The organism is Lysobacter sp. CA199 (assembly GCF_052078715.1).
GTDB lineage: Bacteria > Pseudomonadota > Gammaproteobacteria > Xanthomonadales > Xanthomonadaceae > Lysobacter.
Genome location: NZ_JBQJIL010000001.1, coordinates 255,227 through 277,967, shown reverse-complemented (window position 1 = coordinate 277,967; position 22,741 = coordinate 255,227). Strand labels below are relative to the sequence as shown.

26 protein-coding genes, 1 tRNA gene, 1 other RNA gene and 1 pseudogene are annotated in these 22,741 nt (G+C 65.6%); 22 read left to right on the top strand and 7 right to left on the bottom strand.

Going from position 1 to position 22,741, the window contains the following annotated elements:
* Positions 1 to 2: 2 nt before the first annotated feature.
* A complete protein-coding gene (locus ACTOWJ_RS01300) occupies positions 3 to 407 on the top strand; it encodes a phage tail protein (RefSeq protein ID WP_441332764.1) in 405 nt (134 codons plus the stop codon).
* Positions 404 to 1,393 carry a phage late control D family protein gene (locus ACTOWJ_RS01295; protein WP_441332763.1) on the top strand — a complete coding sequence of 330 codons (990 nt, stop codon included), beginning with the start codon at positions 404 to 406 and terminating at the stop codon, positions 1,391 to 1,393. Before ACTOWJ_RS01300 ends, ACTOWJ_RS01295 begins: the two co-directional genes overlap by 4 nt.
* Before the next feature lie 572 nt (positions 1,394 to 1,965).
* On the opposite strand, the gene ACTOWJ_RS01290 is transcribed toward ACTOWJ_RS01295, so the two are convergent.
* Positions 1,966 to 2,421, bottom strand: coding sequence for a helix-turn-helix domain-containing protein (locus tag ACTOWJ_RS01290; protein ID WP_441332762.1), 456 nt, complete (start codon positions 2,419 to 2,421; stop codon positions 1,966 to 1,968).
* An 84-nt stretch (positions 2,422 to 2,505) separates the two neighbouring features.
* Between ACTOWJ_RS01290 and ACTOWJ_RS01285 the strand changes: the two genes are divergently transcribed.
* From ACTOWJ_RS01285 to ACTOWJ_RS01260, 6 genes are all read left to right on the top strand, one after another.
* Positions 2,506 to 2,724, top strand: coding sequence for a helix-turn-helix domain-containing protein (locus tag ACTOWJ_RS01285; protein ID WP_441332761.1), 219 nt, complete (start codon positions 2,506 to 2,508; stop codon positions 2,722 to 2,724).
* Positions 2,721 to 3,002 (top strand): ogr/Delta-like zinc finger family protein, encoded by a 282-nt coding sequence (locus ACTOWJ_RS01280; protein WP_336131489.1) that lies wholly within the window; start codon positions 2,721 to 2,723, stop codon positions 3,000 to 3,002. The genes ACTOWJ_RS01285 and ACTOWJ_RS01280 overlap by 4 nt, the downstream gene beginning before the upstream one ends.
* A gap of 81 nt (positions 3,003 to 3,083) precedes the next feature.
* Positions 3,084 to 5,735, top strand: coding sequence for a toprim domain-containing protein (locus ACTOWJ_RS01275; protein WP_441332760.1), 2,652 nt, complete (start codon positions 3,084 to 3,086; stop codon positions 5,733 to 5,735).
* Positions 5,736 to 5,801: 66 nt separating this feature from the next.
* Positions 5,802 to 6,413, top strand: coding sequence for a hypothetical protein (locus ACTOWJ_RS01270; RefSeq protein ID WP_441332759.1), 612 nt, complete (start codon positions 5,802 to 5,804; stop codon positions 6,411 to 6,413).
* A gap of 174 nt (positions 6,414 to 6,587) precedes the next feature.
* The gene (locus tag ACTOWJ_RS01265; RefSeq protein WP_441332758.1) at positions 6,588 to 6,896 is read left to right on the top strand and encodes a hypothetical protein; all 309 of its coding nucleotides are present in this window, start codon (positions 6,588 to 6,590) and stop codon (positions 6,894 to 6,896) included.
* Between the two features lie 450 nt (positions 6,897 to 7,346).
* Positions 7,347 to 7,571 carry a helix-turn-helix transcriptional regulator gene (locus tag ACTOWJ_RS01260; RefSeq protein ID WP_441332757.1) on the top strand — a complete coding sequence of 75 codons (225 nt, stop codon included), beginning with the start codon at positions 7,347 to 7,349 and terminating at the stop codon, positions 7,569 to 7,571.
* A 65-nt stretch (positions 7,572 to 7,636) separates the two neighbouring features.
* Here ACTOWJ_RS01260 and ACTOWJ_RS01255 read toward each other — a convergent pair.
* Positions 7,637 to 7,727 (bottom strand) — tRNA-Ser (locus ACTOWJ_RS01255).
* 160 nt (positions 7,728 to 7,887) lie between these two features.
* Here ACTOWJ_RS01255 and ACTOWJ_RS01250 point away from each other — a divergent pair.
* Both ACTOWJ_RS01250 and ACTOWJ_RS01245 read left to right on the top strand, forming a co-directional pair.
* Complete coding sequence (locus tag ACTOWJ_RS01250) at positions 7,888 to 8,292, top strand: DUF6165 family protein (RefSeq protein ID WP_441332756.1); 405 nt, start codon at positions 7,888 to 7,890, stop codon at positions 8,290 to 8,292.
* A 34-nt stretch (positions 8,293 to 8,326) separates the two neighbouring features.
* Complete coding sequence (locus ACTOWJ_RS01245) at positions 8,327 to 8,980, top strand: hypothetical protein (protein WP_441332755.1); 654 nt, start codon at positions 8,327 to 8,329, stop codon at positions 8,978 to 8,980.
* 266 nt (positions 8,981 to 9,246) lie between these two features.
* On the opposite strand, the gene ACTOWJ_RS01240 is transcribed toward ACTOWJ_RS01245, so the two are convergent.
* Entirely contained in the window at positions 9,247 to 9,822 is a 576-nt protein-coding gene (locus tag ACTOWJ_RS01240; RefSeq protein WP_441332754.1) for a hypothetical protein, read from the bottom strand.
* Positions 9,823 to 9,853: 31 nt separating this feature from the next.
* The gene (locus tag ACTOWJ_RS01235; protein ID WP_441332753.1) at positions 9,854 to 10,930 is read right to left on the bottom strand and encodes a glycosyltransferase family 9 protein; all 1,077 of its coding nucleotides are present in this window, start codon (positions 10,928 to 10,930) and stop codon (positions 9,854 to 9,856) included.
* 22 nt (positions 10,931 to 10,952) lie between these two features.
* Between ACTOWJ_RS01235 and ACTOWJ_RS01230 the strand changes: the two genes are divergently transcribed.
* The 9 genes and pseudogenes from ACTOWJ_RS01230 to ACTOWJ_RS01190 all read left to right on the top strand — a co-directional run bounded on the left by ACTOWJ_RS01230 (position 10,953) and on the right by ACTOWJ_RS01190 (position 17,231).
* Complete coding sequence (locus ACTOWJ_RS01230) at positions 10,953 to 11,702, top strand: 3-deoxy-D-manno-octulosonic acid kinase (protein WP_441332752.1); 750 nt, start codon at positions 10,953 to 10,955, stop codon at positions 11,700 to 11,702.
* 184 nt (positions 11,703 to 11,886) lie between these two features.
* Positions 11,887 to 12,645, top strand: coding sequence for an MBL fold metallo-hydrolase (locus tag ACTOWJ_RS01225; protein ID WP_441332751.1), 759 nt, complete (start codon positions 11,887 to 11,889; stop codon positions 12,643 to 12,645).
* Between the two features lie 24 nt (positions 12,646 to 12,669).
* Positions 12,670 to 13,701 (top strand): GTP 3',8-cyclase MoaA, encoded by a 1,032-nt coding sequence (gene moaA / locus ACTOWJ_RS01220; protein ID WP_441332750.1) that lies wholly within the window; start codon positions 12,670 to 12,672, stop codon positions 13,699 to 13,701.
* Positions 13,702 to 13,850: 149 nt separating this feature from the next.
* On the top strand, positions 13,851 to 14,519 hold the full coding sequence (locus tag ACTOWJ_RS01215; protein WP_441332749.1) for a phytanoyl-CoA dioxygenase family protein: 669 nt from the start codon (positions 13,851 to 13,853) through the stop codon (positions 14,517 to 14,519).
* A pseudogene (moaC, locus tag ACTOWJ_RS01210) lies at positions 14,516 to 15,001 on the top strand (cyclic pyranopterin monophosphate synthase MoaC); the annotation flags it as partial. The gene ACTOWJ_RS01215 and the pseudogene moaC, both read left to right, overlap by 4 nt.
* A gap of 74 nt (positions 15,002 to 15,075) precedes the next feature.
* Positions 15,076 to 15,318 carry a MoaD/ThiS family protein gene (locus ACTOWJ_RS01205; protein WP_441332748.1) on the top strand — a complete coding sequence of 81 codons (243 nt, stop codon included), beginning with the start codon at positions 15,076 to 15,078 and terminating at the stop codon, positions 15,316 to 15,318.
* Between the two features lie 3 nt (positions 15,319 to 15,321).
* Positions 15,322 to 15,753, top strand: a complete 432-nt coding sequence (locus ACTOWJ_RS01200; protein WP_441332747.1) for a molybdenum cofactor biosynthesis protein MoaE — start codon at positions 15,322 to 15,324, stop codon at positions 15,751 to 15,753.
* Between the two features lie 33 nt (positions 15,754 to 15,786).
* Positions 15,787 to 16,233 carry a hypothetical protein gene (locus tag ACTOWJ_RS01195; protein WP_441332746.1) on the top strand — a complete coding sequence of 149 codons (447 nt, stop codon included), beginning with the start codon at positions 15,787 to 15,789 and terminating at the stop codon, positions 16,231 to 16,233.
* 14 nt (positions 16,234 to 16,247) lie between these two features.
* Positions 16,248 to 17,231, top strand: coding sequence for a YncE family protein (locus ACTOWJ_RS01190; RefSeq protein WP_441332745.1), 984 nt, complete (start codon positions 16,248 to 16,250; stop codon positions 17,229 to 17,231).
* Between the two features lie 355 nt (positions 17,232 to 17,586).
* Here the strand turns inward: ACTOWJ_RS01190 and ffs are convergent.
* Positions 17,587 to 17,683: signal recognition particle sRNA small type (gene ffs / locus ACTOWJ_RS01185), an RNA gene on the bottom strand.
* Positions 17,684 to 18,010: 327 nt separating this feature from the next.
* Between ffs and ACTOWJ_RS01180 the strand changes: the two genes are divergently transcribed.
* Entirely contained in the window at positions 18,011 to 18,748 is a 738-nt protein-coding gene (locus ACTOWJ_RS01180) for a metallophosphoesterase family protein (protein ID WP_441332744.1), read from the top strand.
* 60 nt (positions 18,749 to 18,808) lie between these two features.
* Here ACTOWJ_RS01180 and ACTOWJ_RS01175 read toward each other — a convergent pair whose 3' ends face one another.
* Positions 18,809 to 20,143 carry a glycosyl hydrolase family 28-related protein gene (locus tag ACTOWJ_RS01175; RefSeq protein ID WP_441332743.1) on the bottom strand — a complete coding sequence of 445 codons (1,335 nt, stop codon included), beginning with the start codon at positions 20,141 to 20,143 and terminating at the stop codon, positions 18,809 to 18,811.
* Positions 20,144 to 20,332: 189 nt separating this feature from the next.
* Between ACTOWJ_RS01175 and ACTOWJ_RS01170 the strand changes: the two genes are divergently transcribed.
* Positions 20,333 to 20,581, top strand: coding sequence for a hypothetical protein (locus ACTOWJ_RS01170; RefSeq protein ID WP_441332742.1), 249 nt, complete (start codon positions 20,333 to 20,335; stop codon positions 20,579 to 20,581).
* 6 nt (positions 20,582 to 20,587) lie between these two features.
* Here the strand turns inward: ACTOWJ_RS01170 and ACTOWJ_RS01165 are convergent, their stop codons facing one another.
* Positions 20,588 to 21,469: an alpha/beta hydrolase gene (locus tag ACTOWJ_RS01165; RefSeq protein ID WP_441332741.1), complete on the bottom strand. Its 882-nt coding sequence runs from the start codon at positions 21,467 to 21,469 to the stop codon at positions 20,588 to 20,590.
* Between ACTOWJ_RS01165 and ACTOWJ_RS01160 the strand changes: the two genes are divergently transcribed.
* Positions 21,468 to 22,445 (top strand): hypothetical protein, encoded by a 978-nt coding sequence (locus tag ACTOWJ_RS01160; protein WP_441332740.1) that lies wholly within the window; start codon positions 21,468 to 21,470, stop codon positions 22,443 to 22,445. The genes ACTOWJ_RS01165 and ACTOWJ_RS01160 overlap by 2 nt on opposite strands.
* Positions 22,446 to 22,741 lie beyond the last annotated feature (296 nt).

Here is a 22,741-nt window from a genome sequence, read left to right as displayed (position 1 = left end):
CGATGATGATGGCCCTGGATACCTTTGTGTTTTCGCTGCCGACGCTGGCGTATGACCAACTGCAACGCAGCACGTCATGGCGGCACCCTGCATCGGAGCGAGTCGGCGCCCGCGCGGCGCGGCAGTACGTCGGCCCCGGCGATGACACCATCCGCCTGTCTGGGCTCATCGCGCCCGAATTGACCGGCACGCCGGCCTCGCTGGACGTGTTGCGGGCGATGGCCGACGACGGGCGGCCGTATGCGTTGGTTGAGGGTACAGGGATTGTTCACGGCGCCTTCGTGATCGGCGATATCAACGAAACGCGCTCGCTGTTCTTTGCAGACGGTGCCGCGCGACGCATCGAGTTCGATATGACGCTGGTCCGCGTGGATGACGATGCACGCGACGCGGATGGCCGGGCATGACCGCGCACGCGATCCCAGATTGGCGCGTCACGCTCGACGGCAAAGACCTGACCGACCGCATGCGCCCGCGCTTGCTCGATCTGTCGCTGACGGAAGCGCGCGGCGGAGAAGCCGACCAGCTCGATATGCGCATTCAAGACCATGACGGCGCGTTGGCATTGCCGCGTCGGGGTGTGGTGCTCACCGTAGCGTTAGGCTGGCGCGGCGCTGGGTTGGTAGACAAGGGCTCTTTCACCGTGGACGAGGTAGAGCACGACGGGCCGCCTTACGTGCTTACGATTCGTGCGCGCAGCGCCGATCTGACCAAGCCGCTGCGCATTCGACGGGAACGTTCATGGCACGGCGTTACGCTGGGCGCAGTGCTGCGCCAAATTGCCGGCGAGCACCGTTTGCAGTCGCGCATTGCGCCAGCCTTGGCCGGCGTTGCCATTGCGCACCTGGACCAAACCGAAAGCGATGTGGCGCTGCTGGCACGCCTGGGCCAGCGCTATGACGCCGTGGCGACGATCAAAGGCGGGTGCCTGCTGTTCGCACCGGTCGGCAGCGGGCGCACCGCCAGCGGTGTTGCGCTTCCCGAGGCCACTTTGACCCGAGAGAGCGGGGACCGGCACCGGTTCGCCTACACTGACCGGGATCAATACAGCGGCGTGCGTGCGTATTGGTCCGACCGCGACGGCGCCAATCGTAAATCCGTGCTGATCGGAGAAAGCGGCAATGCGAAGCGCCTTCGCGACACCTATGCGAACCAAGCCCAGGCCCGCGAACAAGCCGAAGCCGAGTGGGCGCGCGTGCAGCGCGGCGCGGCGGTGTTGTCGCTGACCTTGGCGCTCGGCCGCCCTGAGTTGTATCCAGAACAGCGCATGCGCGTGCGCGGGTTTAAACGCGAGATCGACGGCACATCGTGGCTGATCGCCAAAACCACCCACACCATGAGCGCGGACACAGGACTGACGACGGGGCTTGAACTGGAATCGGCGACGGACTGAACTGTTCAGGACGCCGCCGGACTATTCCTACCCCACGTCGGGCGAAATGCTACCTGTCCAATGCGTCGGCGCCGCGCGATACTACGCGTGGACGCCTTGGCCACTTCGCGTTGCGATGGATCGCGACGAATCGACCGCACGGACCCTAAGCGCCGGCGTCCTCTTTTTTCCCTTCCCGCGACGACCCGCGCTCCAAAGCGCGGGCATTTTTTCGCGCCCGTATACCGTGATCGGAGGCGTAGGAATTTTCCTACACGATGCCGCCGCAAATTCCGACGCGGCAATGCGGCAGTCACGAACGCAGGGGCGTTGCGATGCACCGTTTTTTGCGCGAGTCGGACACCCCGCATCGCCGTGGCGACGTAACAGATTGATCGCGCGTAGAGCGCTGGGCGCCGACGTGTTGAAGTCGGTGCGGCCCTTGATCGCTTTGCATGCGGTCCATTCGGGGCACCCCGTAAGCGCCGCGTGCCCTGCAAAGCCACGCAACGCATTCGGCAAATGCACGCGCATGGTGAGTGACCGGATATGCACATCACCATCAACGTACTGTCCAACCGTGACCGCGTGCGTCAGTCGGTCTTCCCCTTTTTTTTGCGTCCGCCGCCGCCCACGTTGAACGTTTGCGATCCGGTTATTGGGCCGTGGCTGACCTGCCCAATTTTGATGTTTCCGCTGGACGCATTGAACGTCGATCCAGTCGCGGGCGCTTGTGCCGAAATGCCGAGCACCGCCAATGCGGCTTTACGTAGTTCAAGCGAAGAACCGCGATACCGCGCCAACAATTCCGCTTCGTCATCGGCAATCGTGGAAGCGACGCGCTCGCCCGTGATGATGTAGGTGACATCAAAGCCCGCCGCCGCCAATTGCGTCATGTACGCAAGGTTGGGCATCGACTCGCCCATCTCGTAAGCCGCCTGAGTCCGCAGGCTCACGTGGCCCAGCGCGGCAGTCTCTTTTTGACTGGCGCTTTGCCGCTGCCTTTCTTCCGCAATCCTTGCGCCGATTGTGCTTATGTCCTTGTGCATAAAACTGCATCTTCCTGTTGACATGTGCGAAATTTCGCACGATTATAGATTCCGAACTGTACGAACCTATCCGCATCCATCGCAATGTCAAATCAGTCACGCATTCGCACCAAGAAACAGGCCAAAGCCGAACTGCGCCGTCGCGGTGTCAGTGTTGCCCAGTTCGCTAGGGCGCACGGTCTCGCGGTCGGCACGGTCTATCACGTTCTGAGCGGCGTTAGTCCTGCGCTGCGCGGCGAGGCCCATAAGGCGGCGGTGCTGCTGGGCATCAAAAACGGGGTGATCGAGCAGGGGGGCAAGTGAGCCGCATCCTGACCATGCTGTGCGGACACTGCCGCTGTGTCGGCAATGTTCGGTCGAGTAAGGAAATGACGCCGCTGTTTCGCGAGGTCACTTTGCGCTGCACCAACGATATGTGCGGGCATGTATGGGTGGCGGACTTGATTGCGGTTCGTACCGTTTCCCCCTCTGCCTGTCCCGATCCTGAAATCGCTTTGCCGTTTGCGCGAAGCGTGATGATCCGAAACCTAGGGTTGCAATTGGAACTGGCTTTCCGCGACGCCGCCAACGATCCCGGGTAGTTCGCTCCCGGTTCCTCTCCCAATCCCGACTTCTGTTCGCACGGCCCCACGGCCGGGCCTGGTCCCCTATTGCCTGAAGAAATGCAGACAGACACGCTCAACAAGATTTGCGAACGCCTTGAACAAGATTTCGGGTTCAAGAAGCGCAAGCAGTACTACCAAGACGGTAAGTGCCCGGAGTGCGGACAGAAAGAGCTGTTCACGCTGCGCGACAATCCGAACGCACTTAAGTGCGGTCGGGAGAACAATTGCGGTGCCGTGATCTTTGTTCGGGATTTGTATCCGGACCTGTTCAAGAACTATTCGGCCCGCTTTAAGCAGACCGACACCGCGCCGCACGCGGCGGCGGATGCCTATTTGTCAGAGGCGCGTGGGTTCGATCTTTCCCGCTTGCGTGGCCTGTATACGCAAGAGTTGCACCGCGATTCCGAACTCAAGATCACCACGGCCACGGTGCGTTTTCCGTTGGTGAACGGCATTTGGTGGGAGCGCTTCATTGACCACGCCGAGCGCTTCGGCAAGCAAAAGGCCAAGTTCGCGCCCGGCAAGGATCGTGCGGGCGAGTGGTGGCAGATGAAGGACACCGCCGCGTGGCCGTCCGAAATCTGGCTGACCGAGGGCGTGTTCGACGCAATCGCCCTGGAACATCACGGCATCGCGGCCCGTGCGCTCATGTCGTGCAACAGCTATCCCGACAAGGCGTTGGCGCGGCTGCGCGCCGCGTGCGAGGCCGCCGGCAAGCGATTGCCGACCCTGGTTTGGGCACTGCACAACGACAACGCGGGCCGCACGTACACGCTCAAATGGCATCACAAAGCCAAGGCGGATGGATGGAAGTCCAAGGCCGCGCAGATTCCGCAGAGCGGCCGGAACAAGATCGATTGGAACGATGCGCACCTGCGCGGCGCAATGAAGCCCAGCGACCGCGATACCTACCTGCACGAAGGTGCATTGCTGTGCGCGGACTCGCCTTCCAAGAAAGCGCGAATCATCTACAAGCGCGAGGAACGGGCGACGTTCCATTTTGCGCACGGCAATCGGCTGTATTGGGCGAGCTTCAATGCGGAAGCCTACAACAAGGCCAAAGACAAGCTGGAAGGTGAGAGCGCTGGAATGACCGAACAAGAATTGCGCGACAAAGCGTTGAACGATTCGCTGTGTGTCTCCGAAATCTGCAATTGCCACCCGCAGCCGCTTTACTACCAGTCCAATCGCCTGACCGGTGAGAGTTGGTATTACTACCGCATCACGTTTCCGCCGGGGCCGTACCACAAGACCGAAATCAAGGACACGTTCACCGCCAATCAACTGACGTCGGCAACCGAATTCCGAAACCGTCTCTTGCACATGGCGTCGGGCGCGATCTGGGACGGCACCACGCCGCAGGTTATCCGACTGTCGAAAGATACGCTGTTCGGCCTCAAGACCGTTGAGACCATCCCGTTCATTGGCTACGCCCGCGAACACGGCTGCTATGTCTTCGGCGACGTGGCAGTGAAGGACGGCGCCGTCTACAAGCGCAACGACGAAGACTATTTCGATATCGGAAAGCTGTCGCTCAAGAGCTTGAACGAAAGCATCGGCCTGACGATCAACACCAAGCGCGACGAGTACCGCAGCGATTGGCTGAACATGATCTGGGCGTGCTACGGGGTCAAAGGCATTGTGTCGTTGGCGTTCTGGTTCGGGTCGCTGTTTGCCGAGCAAATCCGCGCCAAGCAACAGAGTTTGCCGTTTATCGAAATGTCCGGCGAGCCCGGCACCGGCAAATCGACCCTGATTGAATTTCTGTGGAAGCTGGTAGGCCGCACCGGGCACGAAGGCATGGACCCGGCCAAGTCCACGTTGGCCGGCCGCATGCGTACCTTTACACAGGTCGCCAATCTGCCGGTGGTGCTGATCGAATCCGACCGTGGCAAAGAGGACGATCTAAAGCTCAAGAAGTTCGATTGGGAAGAAATCAAGCCGCTGTTCAACGGACACATTGGCCGCTCGATCGGTGTCAAGAACTCGGGCACCGACACTTACGAACCGCCGTTCCGCGCGTCGATTGTGATTGAGCAGAACGCCCCCGTCTCGGCGAGCAAGCCTGTGCTTGAGCGCATCGTGCATATGACGTTCGACAAGTCATTGCATAGTCGAGAGAACAAGGCGATTGCGGAGCAGTTGACCGACATTGATGTGTCCGAGGTCTCCGCGTTCGCGTTGATGGCGACGCAGCGCGAAGCCGAGGTAATGAAGATCGTCAACGACGCGGCGCGGGACTACAGCAACCAACTGTTGAGCTTGGCGGACATGAAGAACGTCCGTCTAGCGCATAACCACGCGCAGATTATGGCCCTGGTGGACGCGTTGAAGCTGGTGACGCCGTTGACCGATGAGCAGCACAGCGCAACGCACGCGGCCTTGATTCAAATGGCACTGGCGCGGCAAGTCGCGCTCGATGTCGATCACAAGCACGTGCAAACGTTCTGGGAGCTTTACGACTTCGTCGGCGGCGACTCGGGCAGCCCGCCGCTGAACCACGCCAACAGTGAAAGCCTGATCGCGGTAAGCCTCGTTGAATTTGAGGCCCGCGTAATGCGCGCCGGCATTCGCATGCCGTGTGACCAGTCGGAACTGAAAGACCTTTTGCGCACCTCGCGTGCGCGCAAGTTCCTCGACCACAAGAACGTCAAATCCCGCCTTACGGGCGAGGCGAAAAAGTGCTGGGTGTTCCAGCGCGAAATCTAAGCGGTCCCGGCGGGAGAGTTGGCGCTCTCCCCAAGGGCCATCACCACGGAGCAACGGAGAGAAACCATGCGAAGCACCACCGAAACGACGACGGCAGCAAGCGCACGCCACGAAGATCACGGCACCGGGACCGGCAGGAAGGCTATCACGGTCGAAAAAATCAGCAGTGTGCTTGCCGCGCATGCCCGCGCGGCCGTCACCTACTTGGACGCAGCCCAGGAACGGTATTTGGCTGAGGCCCGGCAACGGCGTGCGATGGCCGCCGCCATGCGGCTAAATCCGTTGTTGCCGCGTGACAAGCGCCACCAAGCCGCAGAGTCGGCGGAAGTTCGCGCCGGTTTCGCCGACGACAAGGCGTCGCACTACGCGGCGCGAGCAGCGCAGTTGCGGGCGTTCAACCCGGAACTACAGCCGTCGCCGCAAGTCCGGGTCGTCATCGCCGCGCAGGTCAACCGAATCGACGTGACCGCTTATTGGCCGCAGGGGCAGGGCGCCGCGCTGACGCAAAGCCGCGAACGCCTGGACGCACACTTGTGGCTCGTCACGGGCGCCCATTGGGGCGACCACCTGGAAACACTGGGGCCGGCGCTGTGCGAGTTTTTAGACGGGTTGCCGATGGCCTTGGATGTGGCTGACAGCTTGCGGTGCGGCGCATCCGAGGGTGCCCGCCATGGCTAAGCCCATCGGAATAGTGGCCGTGGTGCGCACGTGGGCTTTGGCCTGGGAGCGCAGGCGCGCCCAGGCGGCCCACCGCCGCGAGGTCCGGCGCGTCCTGGCGGCCTGCGCTGTAACGGCGACTGGCTTGCGCGCTCCGCAGTCGCCCCAGGCCGTGCGCCGCTCTTGGGAGGCGACATGACGCAACGACAGATCGCCCATCAGGTCACCTTGCCCGCCTGCGCTCAGGGGCACGCCGTTCGGCACGTCCACGACCTGCGGCGGCCGGAAGCTGGCGGCGGGCACCTTCTGGAATGCGAGTGCCGGCAAACGGCGAAATACGCCTGTGTCGGCGACGCCCTGCGGCAGTGGCGGCGGATGAACGCCAAGCGCCGCGCCCCGATCCGGCGCAGCGAGCCGGCGGCGCAGGCCGCACAGCCAGCGCCGGCAACGCTGGCCGGCATTCTGCAATTCCCCCTGGCCTTTGTCCGAGGGTCGGGCGCATGAGGAAAACCATGAATCGATTTGGTGGCCGGCATGCGCCACTGGACGGCGGCCCCGTCTCGGGCCAGCGAGAAAGCGGAGCCCGGTCGCCGCTGACCGTGATGGCCCGCCGCTGCCATCGCTGCAATACCGCGCGGGCGGTCGGCGGCGGGCGGGTGCGGATCGTTCAGCAACGCGGATGCCGAGTAAACGTTTTCACCTGCGCGGAGTGCAGCCGATGAGCCGAACCCCGGATATCGACGCCGGGCAAGTGTGGGTGGCCCGTAAGCGGCGCACCCGCACCCCGTCGCGGCGGGTGGTGGCCGCGATCAACGGCCGTATCTGCTACAGCGCGGGCGGGGACGTGACTCGTTGGTGCCGGCTCCGCGCCTTCCTCGTTTGGCTGCGGCGGTACAACGCCGTTCGCACCGATCCCCGGCGGCGCCGAGCGCTGGCGGCTTCCTGGCGGGGGGCATGATGGCGGTTGCACAACGGCGCATGCCGGCAAACGAACGGTTGCTGCGGCGGCAAGAGGTAGAACACCGGGTGGGCCTGAAAAAGTCGGCGATTTACCAGCGCATCGCAAAAGGGGCCTTTCCGGTGCCGGTGCCCGACGAAGACGGCACGAATGTCCGTTGGCTAGAGTCGGAAATTCGGGCCTACATTGCGGCCCGAAAGCGCGCCCGGGATGCTGGGTAAGGTGATGGGTACGGAAGTCTAGAAAAGAAAAAAGCCCCTGAAAAACAGGGGCTTTTTCTTTGATCTGGCGGAGAGGGGGGGATTCGAACCCCCGGTACGCTATAAACGTACGCCTGATTTCGAGTCAGGTACATTCAACCACTCTGCCACCTCTCCGGGTGCAGTGAGCCGCGAATGATACGGGCTGAGGCGGCCGATCACAAGCGGCCCGCGGCGCGTGCGGCGCCGGTATTTCCCGGGCTCCTGCTTCGGCCGGGCCCGCGCGGGCGGAGCGGGGCTACACTAACCGCCCCTTCGCAAACCACGGCTGCGCCCCATGTCCGAAATCCTGGTCCCGGTGTCCTTCGGCGAACTGTTGGACAAGATCTCGATCCTGCAGATCAAGTCCGAACGCATGACCGACGAAGCCAAGCTGAGCAACGTCCGCAACGAGCTGAGCGCTCTGGAGAACACTTGGATGGCCCATCCGGCCGCCGGTCACGACATCGTGCGCCTGCGTGCCGACCTGAAGGCGGTCAACGAGCGTTTGTGGGTGATCGAGGACGACATCCGGATCAAGGAAAAGGCGCAGGAATTCGACGCCGAGTTCATCCGCCTGGCGCGCTCGGTCTACGTCGAGAACGACGTGCGCGCGCGGGTCAAGAAAGAGATCAATCTGGCGCTGGGTTCGACCTACGTGGAAGAGAAGTCCTACCAGGACTACGGTACCGGCGCGTTCTGAGCCGGCGCGCGGCAACCGTCGGGGAGGACGGACGATGGCCGAAGCCAAACCGCGCGCCGCCGGCGCGTGGCTGTACGACGATCTGCTCGCCTGGCTGTGCCCGGGCGGGCTGTTGCTGACCGCGCTGGCCCTGCGCCATCCGGCCGGCCTGCATCTGTTGCGCGAGCAGGCGCCGGAACTGACTCTGCCGACCTGGTTCGCCGGTGCCTATGCGCTGGGCCTGGCGCTGAGTCCGATCGGGCGGCTGATCTATGGCATCGCCCAGGGCATCGTGTGGCCGCGCTTGCGCCAGGCCTGGGCGCCGGCGATCGAGTTTCTGTCGGCCCGCCTCGAACGCAGCGAAGGCCTGGTGTTGCCGAGCGCGGCTCAGATGTCGACCTCGGTCTTCCACGATGTGGACCGGCGCATGCGCGAGTATCTGGAAGCCGCCGATCCGTCTTCGCGCAACACGCTCAACCGGATGAAGGTGCTGTGCAGTCTGGCCTGCAACGCGGCCGCGGCCTGCCTGGTGTTCGTCGCGGTCGACGGCCTTACCGGCGGTTACATCGATTGGACCGCGGGACGTATCGGCGTGGCGGCGTTGGTGATCGCGCTGGCGTTGATCGCGGCGGTCTATCGCGAGCGTCGGCGACAGCGCACGCAGTTGTCGATCTGGCGGCGGTTGCGGATCGAGAACGAACAGGGTTAGTTGCGGTGTAGCCGCTCGCGCAAGTGGCCAACGCCGCCTGAGCCACGCAATCCTCCTGTAGGAGCGGCGCGAGCCGCGACAACCGAAGCGACGAAGTACCACGAAAGCAACCGTGCGATCACCTCCGAGATATTCCTCGGGGACTGCGTTACCTCATTCGAGCGCAGTGCCCGACAGGTACGGGCTTCAGTTACTGCGCTTACGTCCGCAGCTTCGCTTGTCGCGGCTCGCGCCGCTCCTGCAGGGAGCGAACGGCGGCATCGAATCTAGCCGGCGGCAGACGCGCTGAAGCGCTCGAACGCAGCCGCATGCAATCGCGCCGGATCGCTCGACGGCGGCGGATCGGGCAGCAGCTTCCACGACCGCGAGGTGATCTCGACGCCTAACGCTCCCAACGCGGCGGCGTACTCAGCGAACGCGTCGTCATCGTCGAACACCCGATCGCCGATCAGCGTCTCGACCAGTCCGCGTCCTTGCAGCAGCGAGAACTGGCCTTCGTTGTCGTACTTCGCGATCGGCGCGGCGGCCAACGCGAGGTTTTCGGGGCCGTGCCAATAGCCGAACAGGTTGTCGTGATCGTCTTCGAAGAAGAAGCTGATCGACTCGCACACCTGCGCGCAGGCGCGGACGTTGGCCGCGATCTGCGGATCGGCGAGTTCGCTCGGGCTCATGTAGCTCGCGGGATCGAGCAGGCTCGGTGCATCGTCGGGTTCGAGCAGCCTGTAGCCCATCGACGCCAACGCTTCGGCCAGGTCGGCATCGCCGGCGTCGCGCAGGCGCAGCAGGATCGTCAGATCGGCCGGGGCCGGGCCGTAACGGTCTTCAAGCGTGGCCAGAGCCATGGAACGTCCTTGTGTCGGTAGGGAAGAGGGTTCAAGCGGCCGGGTGATCGGCCACGTAGCGTTCGAACGCGGCAATGCCGTCCTCGACCGCGATCAGGTCCATGACCCCGTCGTGTTCGATCTTGGTGCCCCAGGCGATTTCGCTGGCGGACTTGCCCAGGTACTTGCGTGCGGCGTCGTCGTAGCGGTCGGCGCAGTAGCGCCGATCGCTGTAGGGGCCGCTGCGCGCCGGATTGCTGGCCGCGTGCAGGCCCAGCACCTTGGTGCCCATGGCGTTGGCGATGTGCATCGGGCCCGAATCGGGCGTCATCAGCAACTGGCCGCGCTCCAGCAGCGCCGGCAACTGCTTGAGCGTGTCCTTGCCGACCAGATCCAGCGCCGGGTGCTTCATCGCCGCGACGATCGCGTCGCTGGTGTCGCGTTCGAGCTGGCTGCGTCCGCCGCACAGCACCACCCGCCAGCCGCGCTGGGCGGCGTGGTCGGCCACCGCGGCGTAGCGTTCGCTGCGCCAATTGCGCAGGGTGTGGCTGGAGCACGGCGAAATCAGCAGGGTCGGCGCGGCGTCGTCCGGCCATTGCGCCCGCGCCCATTCGCGCGCGTCCTCGGGCACCGGCAGGTCCCAGACCACGTCGGTCTGGCGCAGGCCCAGCGGCTCGCTGAAGCTGCCGATGGCGTCGAGCACGTGGATGCCGGGCCGGTCGGGGATGCGTTCGTTGACGAACAGCCCGTGCAGGTCCTTGGAGCGCGAGCGGTCGTAACCGACCCGGCGCTGGGCCGGCACGAACGCCGACAGCAGGTTCGCGCGCGCGGCCACCTGCATCTGCAGCAGCACGTCGAAGCGTCCGCCGGGCAGCGGCCGCTCGCCCAGGGCGCGGCGCAGCGCGCGCATGCCGGCCAGGCCGGTTTTCTTGTCGTATTCGAGGAAATCCACGCCGTCCAGGCCTTCGAGCAGGCGGCGTTCGCCCTTGCCGATCAGCCAGACGATCGAGGCCTGCGGCCGCGCCTTGCGCAAGGTCCGGACCAGCGGCACGACGTGGGTGACATCGCCCAGCGCCGACAGGCGCAGCAGGCAGATCGAGGGTGAGGCATTGAGAGACGATTGGGTCACGTGACTTGTTAGACTCGGACGGATGACCGGTTATGACGCCGCCGAGGGACTGACGCCGTACCGCGACGATAGCGGTTACGGCGCGATTCTGTTCGACCGGACGCGGGTGCGGCAAGCCGCGCCGGAATGGTTCTCGCCCGCGCACTGGGGCGAGCAGGCGCGGCCGGTCGACAGCGGCGGCCGCGGCGGGGCCTGGTTCGTCGACGCGCCGTTCGGCCAGGCGGTGCTGCGGCGCTACTTGCGCGGCGGCCTGGTCGCGCGCTTCAACCGCGACCGCTACTGGTGGCACGGCGCCAACTACACCCGCAGCTTCGCCGAGTTCCGCCTGACCCGCGAACTGGCGCGCAAGGGCCTGCCGGTGCCGATGCCGATCGCCGCCTGGTACCGGCGCGACGGCCTGCATTACTACGCCGCGATCCTGATCGAGCGCCTGGGCGGCGTGCGTTCGCTGGCCGACCGCGCCGCGGTCGCCGGCGACGGCGCGCCCTGGGAAGAGGCCGGCCGGCTGATCTCGCGCTGCCATCGCGCCGGGTTGGACCATGCCGATCTCAACGCGACCAATCTGCTGTTCGACACCGCCGGGCGCGGCTGGGTGATCGATCTGGACCGCGGCGCGATCCGGATTCCGGCCACCGCCTGGCGCGAGCGCAATCTGGCCCGGTTGCAGCGTTCGCTGCTGAAATTGCGCGGCTCGCGCAGCCCGGCCGAGGTCGAACGCGATTTCGCCCGTTTGCGCACGGCCTATGACCGCGCCTGGGAACGTGGTTACTAAGGAAGGTCTGAATAACTCCGTCCTGGAGTTATTCAGACGTCGCGGGGGCGAGCCAAGCTCGACCCCGCTCCCGCCGGATCAAGCACTTGCGTGCTCGATCCGCGAGCGCGCCATCCATGGCGCGCGGAACCTCTGAATTATTCAGAGGTTCTGAGAGACTAACGAGCGCTCGAAAGGGGACGGGATGACTTGGCGGCTGCGTCTGCACGGTGTCGGCAATGCGTCGGCGGTGGAATTGGGATCGGCGATGGCGACCCTGGAGCGCGACGGCGAACCCTGGCTGACCGTCGACTGCGGCGGCGAGGGCCTGACCGCGTTCCTGGCCCATTACGGGCATATGCCCGAGGCCTTGTTCCTCACCCACGCCCACATGGACCATATCGCCGGTTTCGAACGGCTGTTCGTGGCCCATTACTTCGACGAGGCGCGGCGCGGCAAGCCGCGGCTGTACATCCCCGCGCCGCTGGTGCCGCTGCTGCAGCAACGGGTCGCCGATTACCCCAACGTGCTGGCCGAGGGCGGGGTGAATTTCTGGGACGCGTTCCAATTGGTGCCGGTCAGCGGCCATTTCTGGCACCGCGGCCTGCGACTGGAGGTGTTCGCCACCCGCCATCACTGGCCGGACACCTCCTTCGGCCTGCGCCTGCCCGGCAGCGCGGTATGGACCGGCGACACCCGGCCGATCCCCGAGGCGCTGGCCAAGTATGCCGACCAGGGCGAGCTGATCGCCCACGACTGCGCCCTGCACGGCAATCCCTCGCACAGCGGGATCGAGGACCTGGAGCGCGAATACCCGCCCGAACTGCTGAACCGCTGCCTGCTTTACCACTACGCCAGTCAGGAGGAGGGCGACGCTCTGGCCGCGCGGGGGTATCGTGTGGGCAGGCCCGGGGAGGTCGTCGACCTCGCCGAACCCATCGTCCCGCAGGTGCCGACTGCTTGAGACTCCCCGTTTGAGAGCTGCCGCGTGAACGCCGTACCCGCCCTGTCGCCGCCGTCGCTGCCGCTGGATCGGCAGGGCCGGCCGCTGCGCGATCTGCGTTTGTCGGTGATCGAGGCCTGCAACTTCCGTTGCCCCTACTGCATGCCGGCCGAGCGGGTGCCCGACGACTACGGCCTGGACGCGGCCTCGCGCCTGAGCTTCGACGAGATCGAGACCCTGGTGCGCGGTTTCGTCCGCATCGGCGTGAGCAAGCTGCGCCTGACCGGCGGCGAGCCGCTGCTGCGCAAGCGCTTGCCCGAGCTGATCGCGCGCTTGGCGAAGATCGACGGCCTCGACGATCTGGCCCTGACCACCAACGGCTCGCTGCTCGCGCGCCAGGCCCGGGCGCTGCGCGAGGCCGGTCTGCGCCGGCTGACTGTGAGCCTGGATGCGCTCGATCCCGACCTGTTCCGGCGCCTGTCCGGCGGCCGCGGCGAGGTCGCCGACGTGCTGGCGGGCATCGAGGCCGCGCGCGCGGCGGGTTTCGATTCGCTGAAGATCAACTGCGTGATCCAGCGCGGCGTCAACGAAGACCAGGCGCTGACGCTGGCGCAGCACTTCCGCGGCAGCGGCCATGTGCTGCGTTTCATCGAATACATGGACGTGGGCAACTGCAACGGCTGGAGCGCGCAGGGCGTGGTGACCTCGCAGGAGTTGCGCGACCGCTTGCACGCGCGCTGGCCGCTGCGCGCGCTCGACGCCAACTACCGCGGCGAAGTCGCCTCGCGCTACGCCTATGCCGACGGCTTGGGCGAAATCGGCTTCGTCTCCTCGATCAGCGCGCCGTTCTGCGGCGACTGCCATCGCTCGCGCGTGTCCGCCGACGGCCGCCTCTACACCTGTCTGTTCGCCGCCGACGGCACCGACCTGCGGCCCGCGCTCGTCCACGGCGAGGCGGCCTTCGCCCAACGCCTGAGCGAACTGTGGTCGCGCCGCAACGACCGTTACAGCGAACTGCGCGCGATGGATGCGCCGCGCTCCAAGCGGCACGTGGAAATGTTCCTGATCGGCGGTTGAGCGACGCGCGGCGCCCGACGAACGAGAGCCCCTCTCCCGTTCACGGGAGAGGGGTTGGGGTGAGGGCCGCGGAACCGTTGCGCCCACGCCCGCCACCATCGAAGCTTCAGTCAGTCCCCGACCTTTCCTGTGCATGACGCCCCCCCTCATTGGCATCCGACGGTTTCCTGACGATAAGCGCCGCGCTGACCACGGCGGCGCTGGCGCGGATCGTCGCGCAGCCGGACATCGCCGCGGAAAACGATTCGGATGCGGGCACGCGCAATCTGTTGCCCCAACCCTGGTGCCGTTCTCTGGCTGTCGAGCTGCGCGAACGCTTGCTCCACGCGCAGGTGCTGCACGCCGACAATGCCGCGGTGCAATGCACGCTGTTCCGCAAGAGCAGCGCCACCAATTGGAAGGTCGCCTTGCACCAGGATCTGTCGATCCCGGTCGCGCAGCGCCTCGAACACGCGCAGTTGCAGGCATGGTCGAACAAAGAGGGCGGCCACTTCGTTCAGCCGCCGGCCGCGCTGCTGGAGCGCCTGGTCGCGGTGCGTGTGCACATGGACCCCTGCGGCCCCGGCGACGGCCCGCTGCGCGTGGTTCCCGGCTCGCACCGGCACGGCAAACTGGACGCAGCGCACGCCGCGGCGCTGCGCGAACGGCACGGCGAGGTCGAATGCACCGCGCAGCCCGGCGATCTGCTTATCATGCGACCGTTGCTGCTGCACGCCTCGTCCAAGGCCACGAGCCCGTCGGGACGGCGGCGCGTCCTGCATTTCCTGTTCGGCCCGCACGATCCCGGGTTCGGACTGCGTTGGAGTACCGCGATTTGAAATCCAAGCCTTCCTTGACCCATATCGATCGCGACGGCCGCCCGGCCATGGTCGATGTGGGCGGCAAACCGGTCACCGCGCGCGTAGCGGTGGCGCAATGCCGCGTGCGTTTTCCGGCCGCCGTCGCCGCGCAATTGCGCGCCAGCGGACTGAAGAGCAAGAAGGGCGCGGTCATCGACACCGCGATCATCGCCGGCACCATGGCGGTCAAGCGCACCCACGAACTGATTCCGTTCTGCCATCCGCTGCCGATCGACGGCTGCCGCTTGGCCATCGATTGGGATGGCGAGAACGCCTTGAACATCGAATGCGAGGTCCGCACCACCCATCGCACCGGCGTGGAGATGGAAGCGCTGACCGGCGCGACGGTAGCGGCGTTGACCGTTTACGATATGTGCAAGGCGCTCTCGCACGCGATCGTGCTGGGACCGGCCAAGTTGCTCGGCAAGCGCGGCGGCAAGCGCGATTTCGGTTTGGCTCGGGAGCCGGCGGATGTTGCCGCGCCGCCGAAGCGATCGGCGAAGACGTCGGCCCGGCGCAAGCCCGGGGCGCGCGCATGAGCCGGCTCACCGTGCTGTATTTCGCCAGCCTGCGCGATGCCGCGGGCATGGCCAGCGAATCGGTCGAAGCCGGCGACGCCGATCTGCGCGCGCTGTATGAATCCTTGCGTATGCGCCACGGCTTCGCGCTGCCAGCCGAGCGCCTGCGCGTCGCGGTCGACGGCGCGTTCGCGCATTGGCACGACGCGCCGCGCGCCGACAGCGAAGTCGCCTTCATTCCGCCGGTTTCGGGAGGCTGAGCGATGCGACGATTCGCCTTGTCCGATGCCGCCTTCGCGATCGCGCCGCTGCGCGAAGAACTGCTCAGCGCGCACGCCGGCGCCTACGCCAGTTTCGAAGGCTGGGTGCGCGACCACCACGGCGGCCGCGCCGTCGCCGGCCTGCGCTACGAAAGCTACGCCACCCTGGCCCAGGCCGAGGGCGAGAAGATCGTGGACGAAGCCCTGGAGCGCTTCGCCATCGTCGATGCGCGCTGCGTGCACCGCGTCGGCGATCTGGCGATCGGCGAACTCGCGGTGTGGGTCGGCGTGAGCGCCGCGCATCGCGACGCCGCGTTCGCCGCCTGCCGTTTCATCATCGATGAGACCAAGGGGCGGGTGCCGATCTGGAAGCATGAGCGCTATGCCGAGGGCGATGCGGGGTGGTTGCATCCCGAGCCGCCCGGTTCGAAATAAACGCCCATCCTGGAATTTAAGGTCAAGGATGCCATGACCCGTGCGAAGACCGAATTGCTGGCAATCGTTTGCGCGGCCCTGGTTCCGGCAGTTGGTCTGAGCGTGTTGCAAGTGTTCGGCGATCGCACGGTCGAGCCGAGCCTGGGAGCCATCCTTAGCTGGGCCGCCCTTGTTTTTTTTCGTGTCTTTGCCGGTTGCGGTAATGGTGTGGTGTTCGGCCGTGTTGTTGTTGGATCGCTTGGGTTGGGTCAATGCGGTCACCGCGTCGCTGGCCGGCGGATTGGTGGGTGCGCTCTTGTCGCTGGCGTTCACTTATCCGAACGTCCAGTTGTCGTCGGGATTTTTGCTCTGGAGCGGTATCGGAATGCTGTCGGGGCTGGTGTTCTGGCGGGTAAGGACGCTGCCGGCAAAGTGAAGTATTCATACGATATGAAGGTTGCGCCAACTCTCGATGAGGACCTGCGATGCATAGCCGGCTGATTTGTTTTGTTCTGATGTCCTGCGCGTTTTTCCCTGCGGTTTCGGGCGAGATTCTGGTCGGCAACAAGTCCGCCGACACCGTCTGGCGGCTTTCGCTGGAGGATGGGCGCAAGCTCGGCGAGTTCCCGACTCAGCCCGGCCCGCACGAGATCGTGGTCAGTCACGACGGCGCGACCGCGCTGGTCGCCAATTACGGTACCGGCGACAAACCGGGTCATACGCTCAGCGTGTTGGACCTGCGCGGGAGCGCTGCGCCGCGGATCATCGATCTGGGCCGTCACGGCCGTCCGCACGGTTTGCGCTTCCTGCCCGGCGATCGCGAAGCGCTGGCCACCACCGAGGCCTCGCAACATCTGCTCCGCGTCGATATCGCCAGCGGCAAGATCGTCGCCGAGATCGCGCTGGGTGCGGGCAAGGGTCACATGGTCGCTGTCGCCGCCGACGGCAAGACCGCCTACGTGACCAAGGTCGACCGCGGCACGGTGAGCCGTATCGATCTGAGCACCAACGCCAAGACCGACGAGGTCGATGCCGGTAAGGGCGCCGAAGGCATCGCGGTGCGGCCGGGCAGCGGTGAGGTGTGGGTCAGCAATCGCGAGGCCGACAGCGTGACCGTGCACGATCCGCGCACGTTGGCGATCCGCGACACCTTGCCCAGTCCCGGGTTTCCGATTCGCGTGGTGTTCACCGCCGACGGCCGCCAGGCGTTGGTGAGCAACGCGCGCGCGGCGACGCTGTCGGTGTTCGACGCCAAGCGCAAGAAATCGCTGGCCACGGTCGAGTTGACCCGTGCCGACGCGCAATACCGCGACACCATGCTCGGCCGCGCTGCATTGCCGATCGGGGTGATCGCCGATCCGAAGCGGCCGCGGGTGTACGTGGCGATCAGCGGCGGCGATGAAATCGCGGTGATCGACCGTAAGACCTGGAAGCCGGTGGCGCAGTGGAAGACCGGGCGCGAGCCCGATGCGCTGGCGTTGTCGCTGGGCGGGAAGTAAGCGCCGCGGCTTCGGCTCAGCAGCTGATCGGAAAGGAACCGATGCGTGTGGGTGCGAGTCGGGGCTGAAGCCCCTCCCACAGAGACTTCGCCGCTTTATCGTGATGGTGAGCGCTGCTTTGAGGGGATTGGGCACCGGCCCACGCGCGTGCAACCTCGGGGCACAGATTCCGCCGCAGCATTCAACGGCGCATGCACCACCGCGACGATGCCGCGAAATCTTTTGTGGGAGGGGCTTCAGCCCCGACACGTGCTCACAAGCATCCGCGCAAGCCCCGGCTGCCGATTTCGCCACAACGTCCGCGCGACGAACTGCGGCGGCGTCGCCCGCGATCCAAGCCCCAAAAAGGCGGCGGCCCCGCAAGCGTGACTCCGGCACCCGAATCAGTCGATACCGTTGCTGCCTTCCGGCCCTGGCGGGGTTTTCAACCTATCGTCGCGGAGGCGCCAACGGGGCCACCATAGAGATCGCATGCGCGCCTGAGCGCCGTGCGTAGTCCGGATCGTGCCGGAGGGGCGGCATTCTGCCTGAAAGGCGGCCCGGGGCGCAAACCCCGTGTGCGACGCGGCGCGTAAGGCCCGCGCGGCCGCGTCGGCGGCGCGGCTGCCGGGTCGCGCAGGCGTTCGCCCGGGACCGTTTTGCGCGAAATCCGGATCCCGCGCGGCCGCCCGATCCGAACCGTGGCCACGGCTCGATCGCGCCAGTTCGGGACGAGGCTCGCCGCCCGAAGCGCAACCGCCGCAGCACGACTCGCCGCCCAAGCGGTTTACGATCCGCACATGCGCATCGCCGTTCTCTCCGACATCCACGGCAACCTCGGCGCGCTCGACGCGGTGCGGGCCGACATCGCGCGGCGCGGCGCGGACCTCATCGTCGATCTGGGCGATCTGCTGTCCGGTCCCCTGCAGGTCGAAGCGACCGCCGACCGGCTGATCGCGCTGGGCTGGCCAACCATCGCCGGCAATCACGAACGCCAGGTGCTCAACGATCCGTTCGAACGCATGAGCGAATCCGATCGCCACGCTGTCGCCCACCTGCGCGCCGATCAGCGCGACTGGCTGCGCGGCCTGCCGGCGAGTCTGCGTTTGAACGACGACGTGCTGATGGTGCACGGCACTCCACGCAGCGACCTGGAATGTTTCATCGAAACCATCGACGCTTCCGGCATGCGCGCGGCGACTTCGGCCGAAGCGGCCGAGCGCGCCGGAGATGCCGATGCGCGGGTGATCCTGTGCGGGCACACCCATGTACCGCGCGGCCTGCGCCTGGACGACGGGCGCCTGATCGTCAATCCGGGCAGCGTGGGTTTGCAGGCCTATGCCGACGATCGTCCGCATCCGTACAAGGTCGAAAACGATTCGCCGCAGGCGCGTTACGCCATCGTCGAACGCGGCCGCGACGGCGAGTGGCGCGTGGAATTCGTCGCGGTGGATTACGACTGGAACGCCGCCGCCGAACTGGCCTTGCGCAACGGCCGGCCCGATTGGGCGCGCGCCCTGGCGACCGGGCGGATCTGAGCGCGCCGCGCCATCGCCGGCATGGGGGCGGCGCGACGTTCGTCGCCGCGCCGCCTTCGATCACAACTGCACCAGGAACTTATCCATCGGGTAGTTGAGCGTGTGGCACTGCTCGAACATCAGCCGGTTGCGATTGCTGGTGGCATAGGACTCGTGCTTGCCCATCAACTGGCACGATTGCCACTTCACGAACGGCATGTCGCCGTTGAACGGGCGATAGACCACCGGCACCGAGGGCGGGCCGATATGGCTCTGGAACGAGCGCGCCGCGTCGGTGCAGGCGATGAAGGTGATATTGCCGTTGGCCGCGTCCCAGCCGCAGTTCATCAGCTTGCTCATGACGTGGCGGATCTCGAACCGAACGCCGACCACGATCAGCGTCTTGACCGTGTTGTTGTGCGGGCCCGGCGGCAAGTCGAAGAACACCGACGGCGTGTTCACGTCCTCGTTGCACTGGATCCAAGAACCGCCGTACACGTTGACGTAGCCGCCGCGGGCGAAACGCAGCAGGGTGCCGCTGCGATACTCGAACTTGCAGTCGCGGAACCAGAAATTCAGGAACTGGTCCTGTTGGCTCACGCTCGGGCTCATGCCCGAATGCAGGAACGCATCGCCGAGCACCACGTCGTTGGCCAGATGGCAGCGGTTGAACGACCACTCCGAGTTGAGGTTGGAATCGGTGGGGCCGTCGAGTCCGATCACGCGATTCCACGGGCCTCGCCACTCGACATCGTCGAAGGCGAAATCCTGATTGGTGCCCTGAGCCACCGACGCCCAGCAATAGATCCAGTTCAGGCCCGGGCGGGTTGCGCGGAAGGAAATGTCGCGCACACGGAACTGGCGCAGGCGGCCGTGCGCGGTCAACAGATTGTTGGCGAACGCATCGCCGCCGCCGGCCACGGCGTCGAACACGATTTCCGAGCTGCGCTTGCCTTGGCCTTCGATCACATAGCCGTTGACCTTCCTCTTGATGTCGCCCTTGGGCAGCAGCGCATCGGCCTTGGTCACCCGGTAGATGCCGGCCGGAAAATACAGGTGATGGGTGAGCCAGCCGTTGCCGTTGGCCGAAGCCAGGACCGCGTCGCGCGCGGCGACGATGGCCGCGGTGTCGTCGGCGCTGCCGTTGCCGATCGCGCCGTAGTCCTTGACGTTGATCCGTCCCGGGTCAGTGCCGGCGGCCGCGGTCGGCGCGAACGCCGGATTGCCCCGCGGCGGCGGTGCGCCGCCGATCGAGCGGTCTTGAAACGCCGCGCCGCCGATCGACGCCGAGGTGGTCGCCGCGGCCGCCGCGCCGGCGCCGGCGATCATGCCGGCCGCGCCGATCAGCTTGCGCCGCGCGTGCGAGGAAGGAGCCGAATCGCCGGCGGCGCCGGGATCGGAAAGCTTCTTGCTCATCTGAATTCCTTGAGTGGATGTCGTAAGTGATCGTGCCCGCCGACGGATCGCGGCGACAGGCGCGGCAAGCCGCGCGGCGGCGCAAACCCCCTTGGGCCCCGGCGCGGCGCGCGCAATCTAGAGGCGCGGCTTCGTGCGCGAATGCGAACCGGGGCGCAGTTCGCAGGGTTGGCTTGCGACGCGGCTGTAATGATTCGTGACAGTGCGCGGCGGGTCGCGAATGCACAATTGCGGCGGGCGAGCGACAAGAATTCGAAGCGAACGAAATGTTGCTTCTATGCTTATCTGCGCTTTATTCCGAGCGTCGCGACGAATCGAGATGAGAGCGATGTTTGCCGCGCGCTTTCGAGCGGAACGAGCCCGAAGCCGCGCACCAAAAACAAAAACGCCCCGGCTTTTATCCAGCCGAGGGCGCTTTATCGTTTCGAGTTGAATTGACGGCGATCAGCTCGGCGGCGGCCTGCGCACTTGCTCGGCGACGAACGCCGCCAACGCCGCGCGAAACTCCGCAGAATCCGAAGCGCTCAGGTGATCGCGACCGGGAACGATCAGCAAGCGCTTACGCCCCTCGGGCAGCGGCGCGGCCTCGAACAGCGCTCGCGCGAACCGCGGCGGCGTGGTGGTGTCGTTCTCGCCGACGACCAACAGCACCGGCTCGTCCAGCTTCGCGGCGACCGGGCCATTGCCCTTGCCGGCCAGGGCGCCTTCCGGCGCGACCCGGCGCACCAGCACACGCGCCCACAGTTTCTGCCTGGAGCGAAGATGGGCTGCCCACTCCTCGGAGGTGGTCACCGAGCTTTCCAGAATCAAACCGTCCAGCGTGCGCTCCGAGGCGACGCGCCCAGCCATGAAACTGCCTAGCGAATGCCCGTGCACGATCAACGGCAACCCGCCCAGCGCCGCATCCTTGCGCAGATCGTCGTAGACCGTCACCGCGTCGGCCATCAACGCATCCAGCGACGCGGTCCCGCTGCTGGCGCCATAGCCGCGATGATCGACCAGCACCACGTTCACCGGTGCATCCGCATAGCTCTTGACGGTGCGCCCCGCCCACTTGGTCACCGTGTAGCCGTTGCCGCCGAAGTACAGCACCGTGGCGACCGCGTCGCGGCGCAAGAAACGCAGTGAGTACAGTTGCGCGTCATCGGCCACCGCGATGCGCGTTTCTTCGATCCGGTACTGGGGAAACTGCGCGCGCAATGCGGTCAGATCGGCCGCGGGCGCCGTGCGCGGAATCACGATGTTGTTTTCGCGCACGTGCCAGGTGCAGGCCGACAAACTCGCGACCGCCAGCAACAGCCACAAACAACGAAGGGTCCGCTTCATGCGCATTCCTTTGCCAATCGACGAAGTCGCATCGACCCCGTTTCCGGCCTGCATCTTAACTTGGCGGCGGGCGTCTTTCCCCGGAAGGAATCGACCGAGTCTCAGACGCAAGCTCTTCGGCGGCCTGGGCAATCGGTCGCTCGATCTTCGTTCGCCCGGCCGGCCCCATGGACAGGCCTCAGGCGGCTACACGACGCAGGCCGAACGCCGGATTTCCGTTGCGGAAGAGCGTTTGTTTTTCATGCGGCGTGAGCTGAATCTGAAGACGAAGACCAGGGCGTTCCTGGGCAATTCGCCGACTGGCCGATCGTTCCAGGCTCCGCCGTTGATCCCTGGTAGTGCGGCTTTGTTTCATCAGGGAGAGATAACTATGAACAGCGCGGGCGTCACCAGACGCAGACTGATGCAGGCTGCGGGCGGAACCTTGCTCCTCTATGCCGTTCCGGCGCAGTCCGTCCTCGCCTCCTCCGCCTCATGCAGCACCAGTGACTGGCGCTTTTGCAATAAATGCCGGGCGATGTTCTATCGACCCGACGATGGAGGCGTATGTACGGACGGGCAGCCCCACAGGGCGCAGGGTTACAACTTCATTCTTCCCCAATACGACTCCGGCGCCTGCAGCGACGACAAGCAGCGTCGGGAAACGGCTACTGCACAACCTCGCTGGTGTCGTTGCAAGTATTGCAACGTCTTGTTCTTCAATGGATACCGTAACAAGGGGGCTTGTTCGGCGAACGGACGGAAAGGTCACGAGGCCTTGGGCTCGGGTGGCTACCTTGTGCCCCATGATGTTCCGGGTACTCCGACCGCGCAGACGGAATGGCGTTTCTGCAACAAATGCCACGCCATGTTCTATGACGGATACGGCGAAAGGGGAGCGGAAAAAGGGCAATGTCCAGCCGGCGGAGGACATATCGCGCAGGGATATGGGTTCGTCCTGCCGCATTCACGGCCACCGACGGGTGTATTGCGATAGTCCAGCCCACTGAAGGGATTGATCGGTTCGGCGGCGTTCCTGAGCGCCCTGCGGCGGTTCAAGCCATGTAATTCGCAAGGCCGCCTGCCGGGCGGCCTTTTTGTTGCCGGGCGGTGCGGATTGGCGTCGGTTTCGGGGCGAACACCCACGTGGGGCCGCCGGGCGGAGAGCCGATGCCGTTACGCCGGCCGCATCGTCTTCAAGTTGCGATTGATCTGGTTAGTCCACAAGCGGAACACCGAGGCCAGCGCCCGGCGGCGGGACTGTTCGGGCTTACGGACTGCAGGGGGAGGGCG

What these genes read in the sequence shown, in the direction of transcription:
- ACTOWJ_RS01300 (WP_441332764.1), top strand. Translation starts at nt 3, where the DNA reads ATGATGATGGCCCTGGATACCTTTGTGTTTTCGCTGCCGACGCTGGCG.
- ACTOWJ_RS01295 (WP_441332763.1), top strand. Translation starts at nt 404, where the DNA reads ATGACCGCGCACGCGATCCCAGATTGGCGCGTCACGCTCGACGGCAAA.
- ACTOWJ_RS01290 (WP_441332762.1), bottom strand. Translation starts at nt 2,421, where the DNA reads ATGCACAAGGACATAAGCACAATCGGCGCAAGGATTGCGGAAGAAAGG.
- ACTOWJ_RS01285 (WP_441332761.1), top strand. Translation starts at nt 2,506, where the DNA reads ATGTCAAATCAGTCACGCATTCGCACCAAGAAACAGGCCAAAGCCGAA.
- ACTOWJ_RS01275 (WP_441332760.1), top strand. Translation starts at nt 3,084, where the DNA reads ATGCAGACAGACACGCTCAACAAGATTTGCGAACGCCTTGAACAAGAT.
- ACTOWJ_RS01270 (WP_441332759.1), top strand. Translation starts at nt 5,802, where the DNA reads ATGCGAAGCACCACCGAAACGACGACGGCAGCAAGCGCACGCCACGAA.
- ACTOWJ_RS01265 (WP_441332758.1), top strand. Translation starts at nt 6,588, where the DNA reads ATGACGCAACGACAGATCGCCCATCAGGTCACCTTGCCCGCCTGCGCT.
- ACTOWJ_RS01260 (WP_441332757.1), top strand. Translation starts at nt 7,347, where the DNA reads ATGATGGCGGTTGCACAACGGCGCATGCCGGCAAACGAACGGTTGCTG.
- ACTOWJ_RS01250 (WP_441332756.1), top strand. Translation starts at nt 7,888, where the DNA reads ATGTCCGAAATCCTGGTCCCGGTGTCCTTCGGCGAACTGTTGGACAAG.
- ACTOWJ_RS01245 (WP_441332755.1), top strand. Translation starts at nt 8,327, where the DNA reads ATGGCCGAAGCCAAACCGCGCGCCGCCGGCGCGTGGCTGTACGACGAT.
- ACTOWJ_RS01240 (WP_441332754.1), bottom strand. Translation starts at nt 9,822, where the DNA reads ATGGCTCTGGCCACGCTTGAAGACCGTTACGGCCCGGCCCCGGCCGAT.
- ACTOWJ_RS01230 (WP_441332752.1), top strand. Translation starts at nt 10,953, where the DNA reads ATGACCGGTTATGACGCCGCCGAGGGACTGACGCCGTACCGCGACGAT.
- ACTOWJ_RS01225 (WP_441332751.1), top strand. Translation starts at nt 11,887, where the DNA reads ATGACTTGGCGGCTGCGTCTGCACGGTGTCGGCAATGCGTCGGCGGTG.
- ACTOWJ_RS01205 (WP_441332748.1), top strand. Translation starts at nt 15,076, where the DNA reads ATGAGCCGGCTCACCGTGCTGTATTTCGCCAGCCTGCGCGATGCCGCG.
- ACTOWJ_RS01200 (WP_441332747.1), top strand. Translation starts at nt 15,322, where the DNA reads ATGCGACGATTCGCCTTGTCCGATGCCGCCTTCGCGATCGCGCCGCTG.
- ACTOWJ_RS01195 (WP_441332746.1), top strand. Translation starts at nt 15,787, where the DNA reads ATGACCCGTGCGAAGACCGAATTGCTGGCAATCGTTTGCGCGGCCCTG.
- ACTOWJ_RS01190 (WP_441332745.1), top strand. Translation starts at nt 16,248, where the DNA reads ATGTCCTGCGCGTTTTTCCCTGCGGTTTCGGGCGAGATTCTGGTCGGC.
- ACTOWJ_RS01180 (WP_441332744.1), top strand. Translation starts at nt 18,011, where the DNA reads ATGCGCATCGCCGTTCTCTCCGACATCCACGGCAACCTCGGCGCGCTC.
- ACTOWJ_RS01175 (WP_441332743.1), bottom strand. Translation starts at nt 20,143, where the DNA reads ATGAGCAAGAAGCTTTCCGATCCCGGCGCCGCCGGCGATTCGGCTCCT.
- ACTOWJ_RS01170 (WP_441332742.1), top strand. Translation starts at nt 20,333, where the DNA reads ATGATTCGTGACAGTGCGCGGCGGGTCGCGAATGCACAATTGCGGCGG.
- ACTOWJ_RS01160 (WP_441332740.1), top strand. Translation starts at nt 21,468, where the DNA reads ATGCGCATTCCTTTGCCAATCGACGAAGTCGCATCGACCCCGTTTCCG.
- ACTOWJ_RS01165 (WP_441332741.1), bottom strand. Translation starts at nt 21,469, where the DNA reads ATGAAGCGGACCCTTCGTTGTTTGTGGCTGTTGCTGGCGGTCGCGAGT.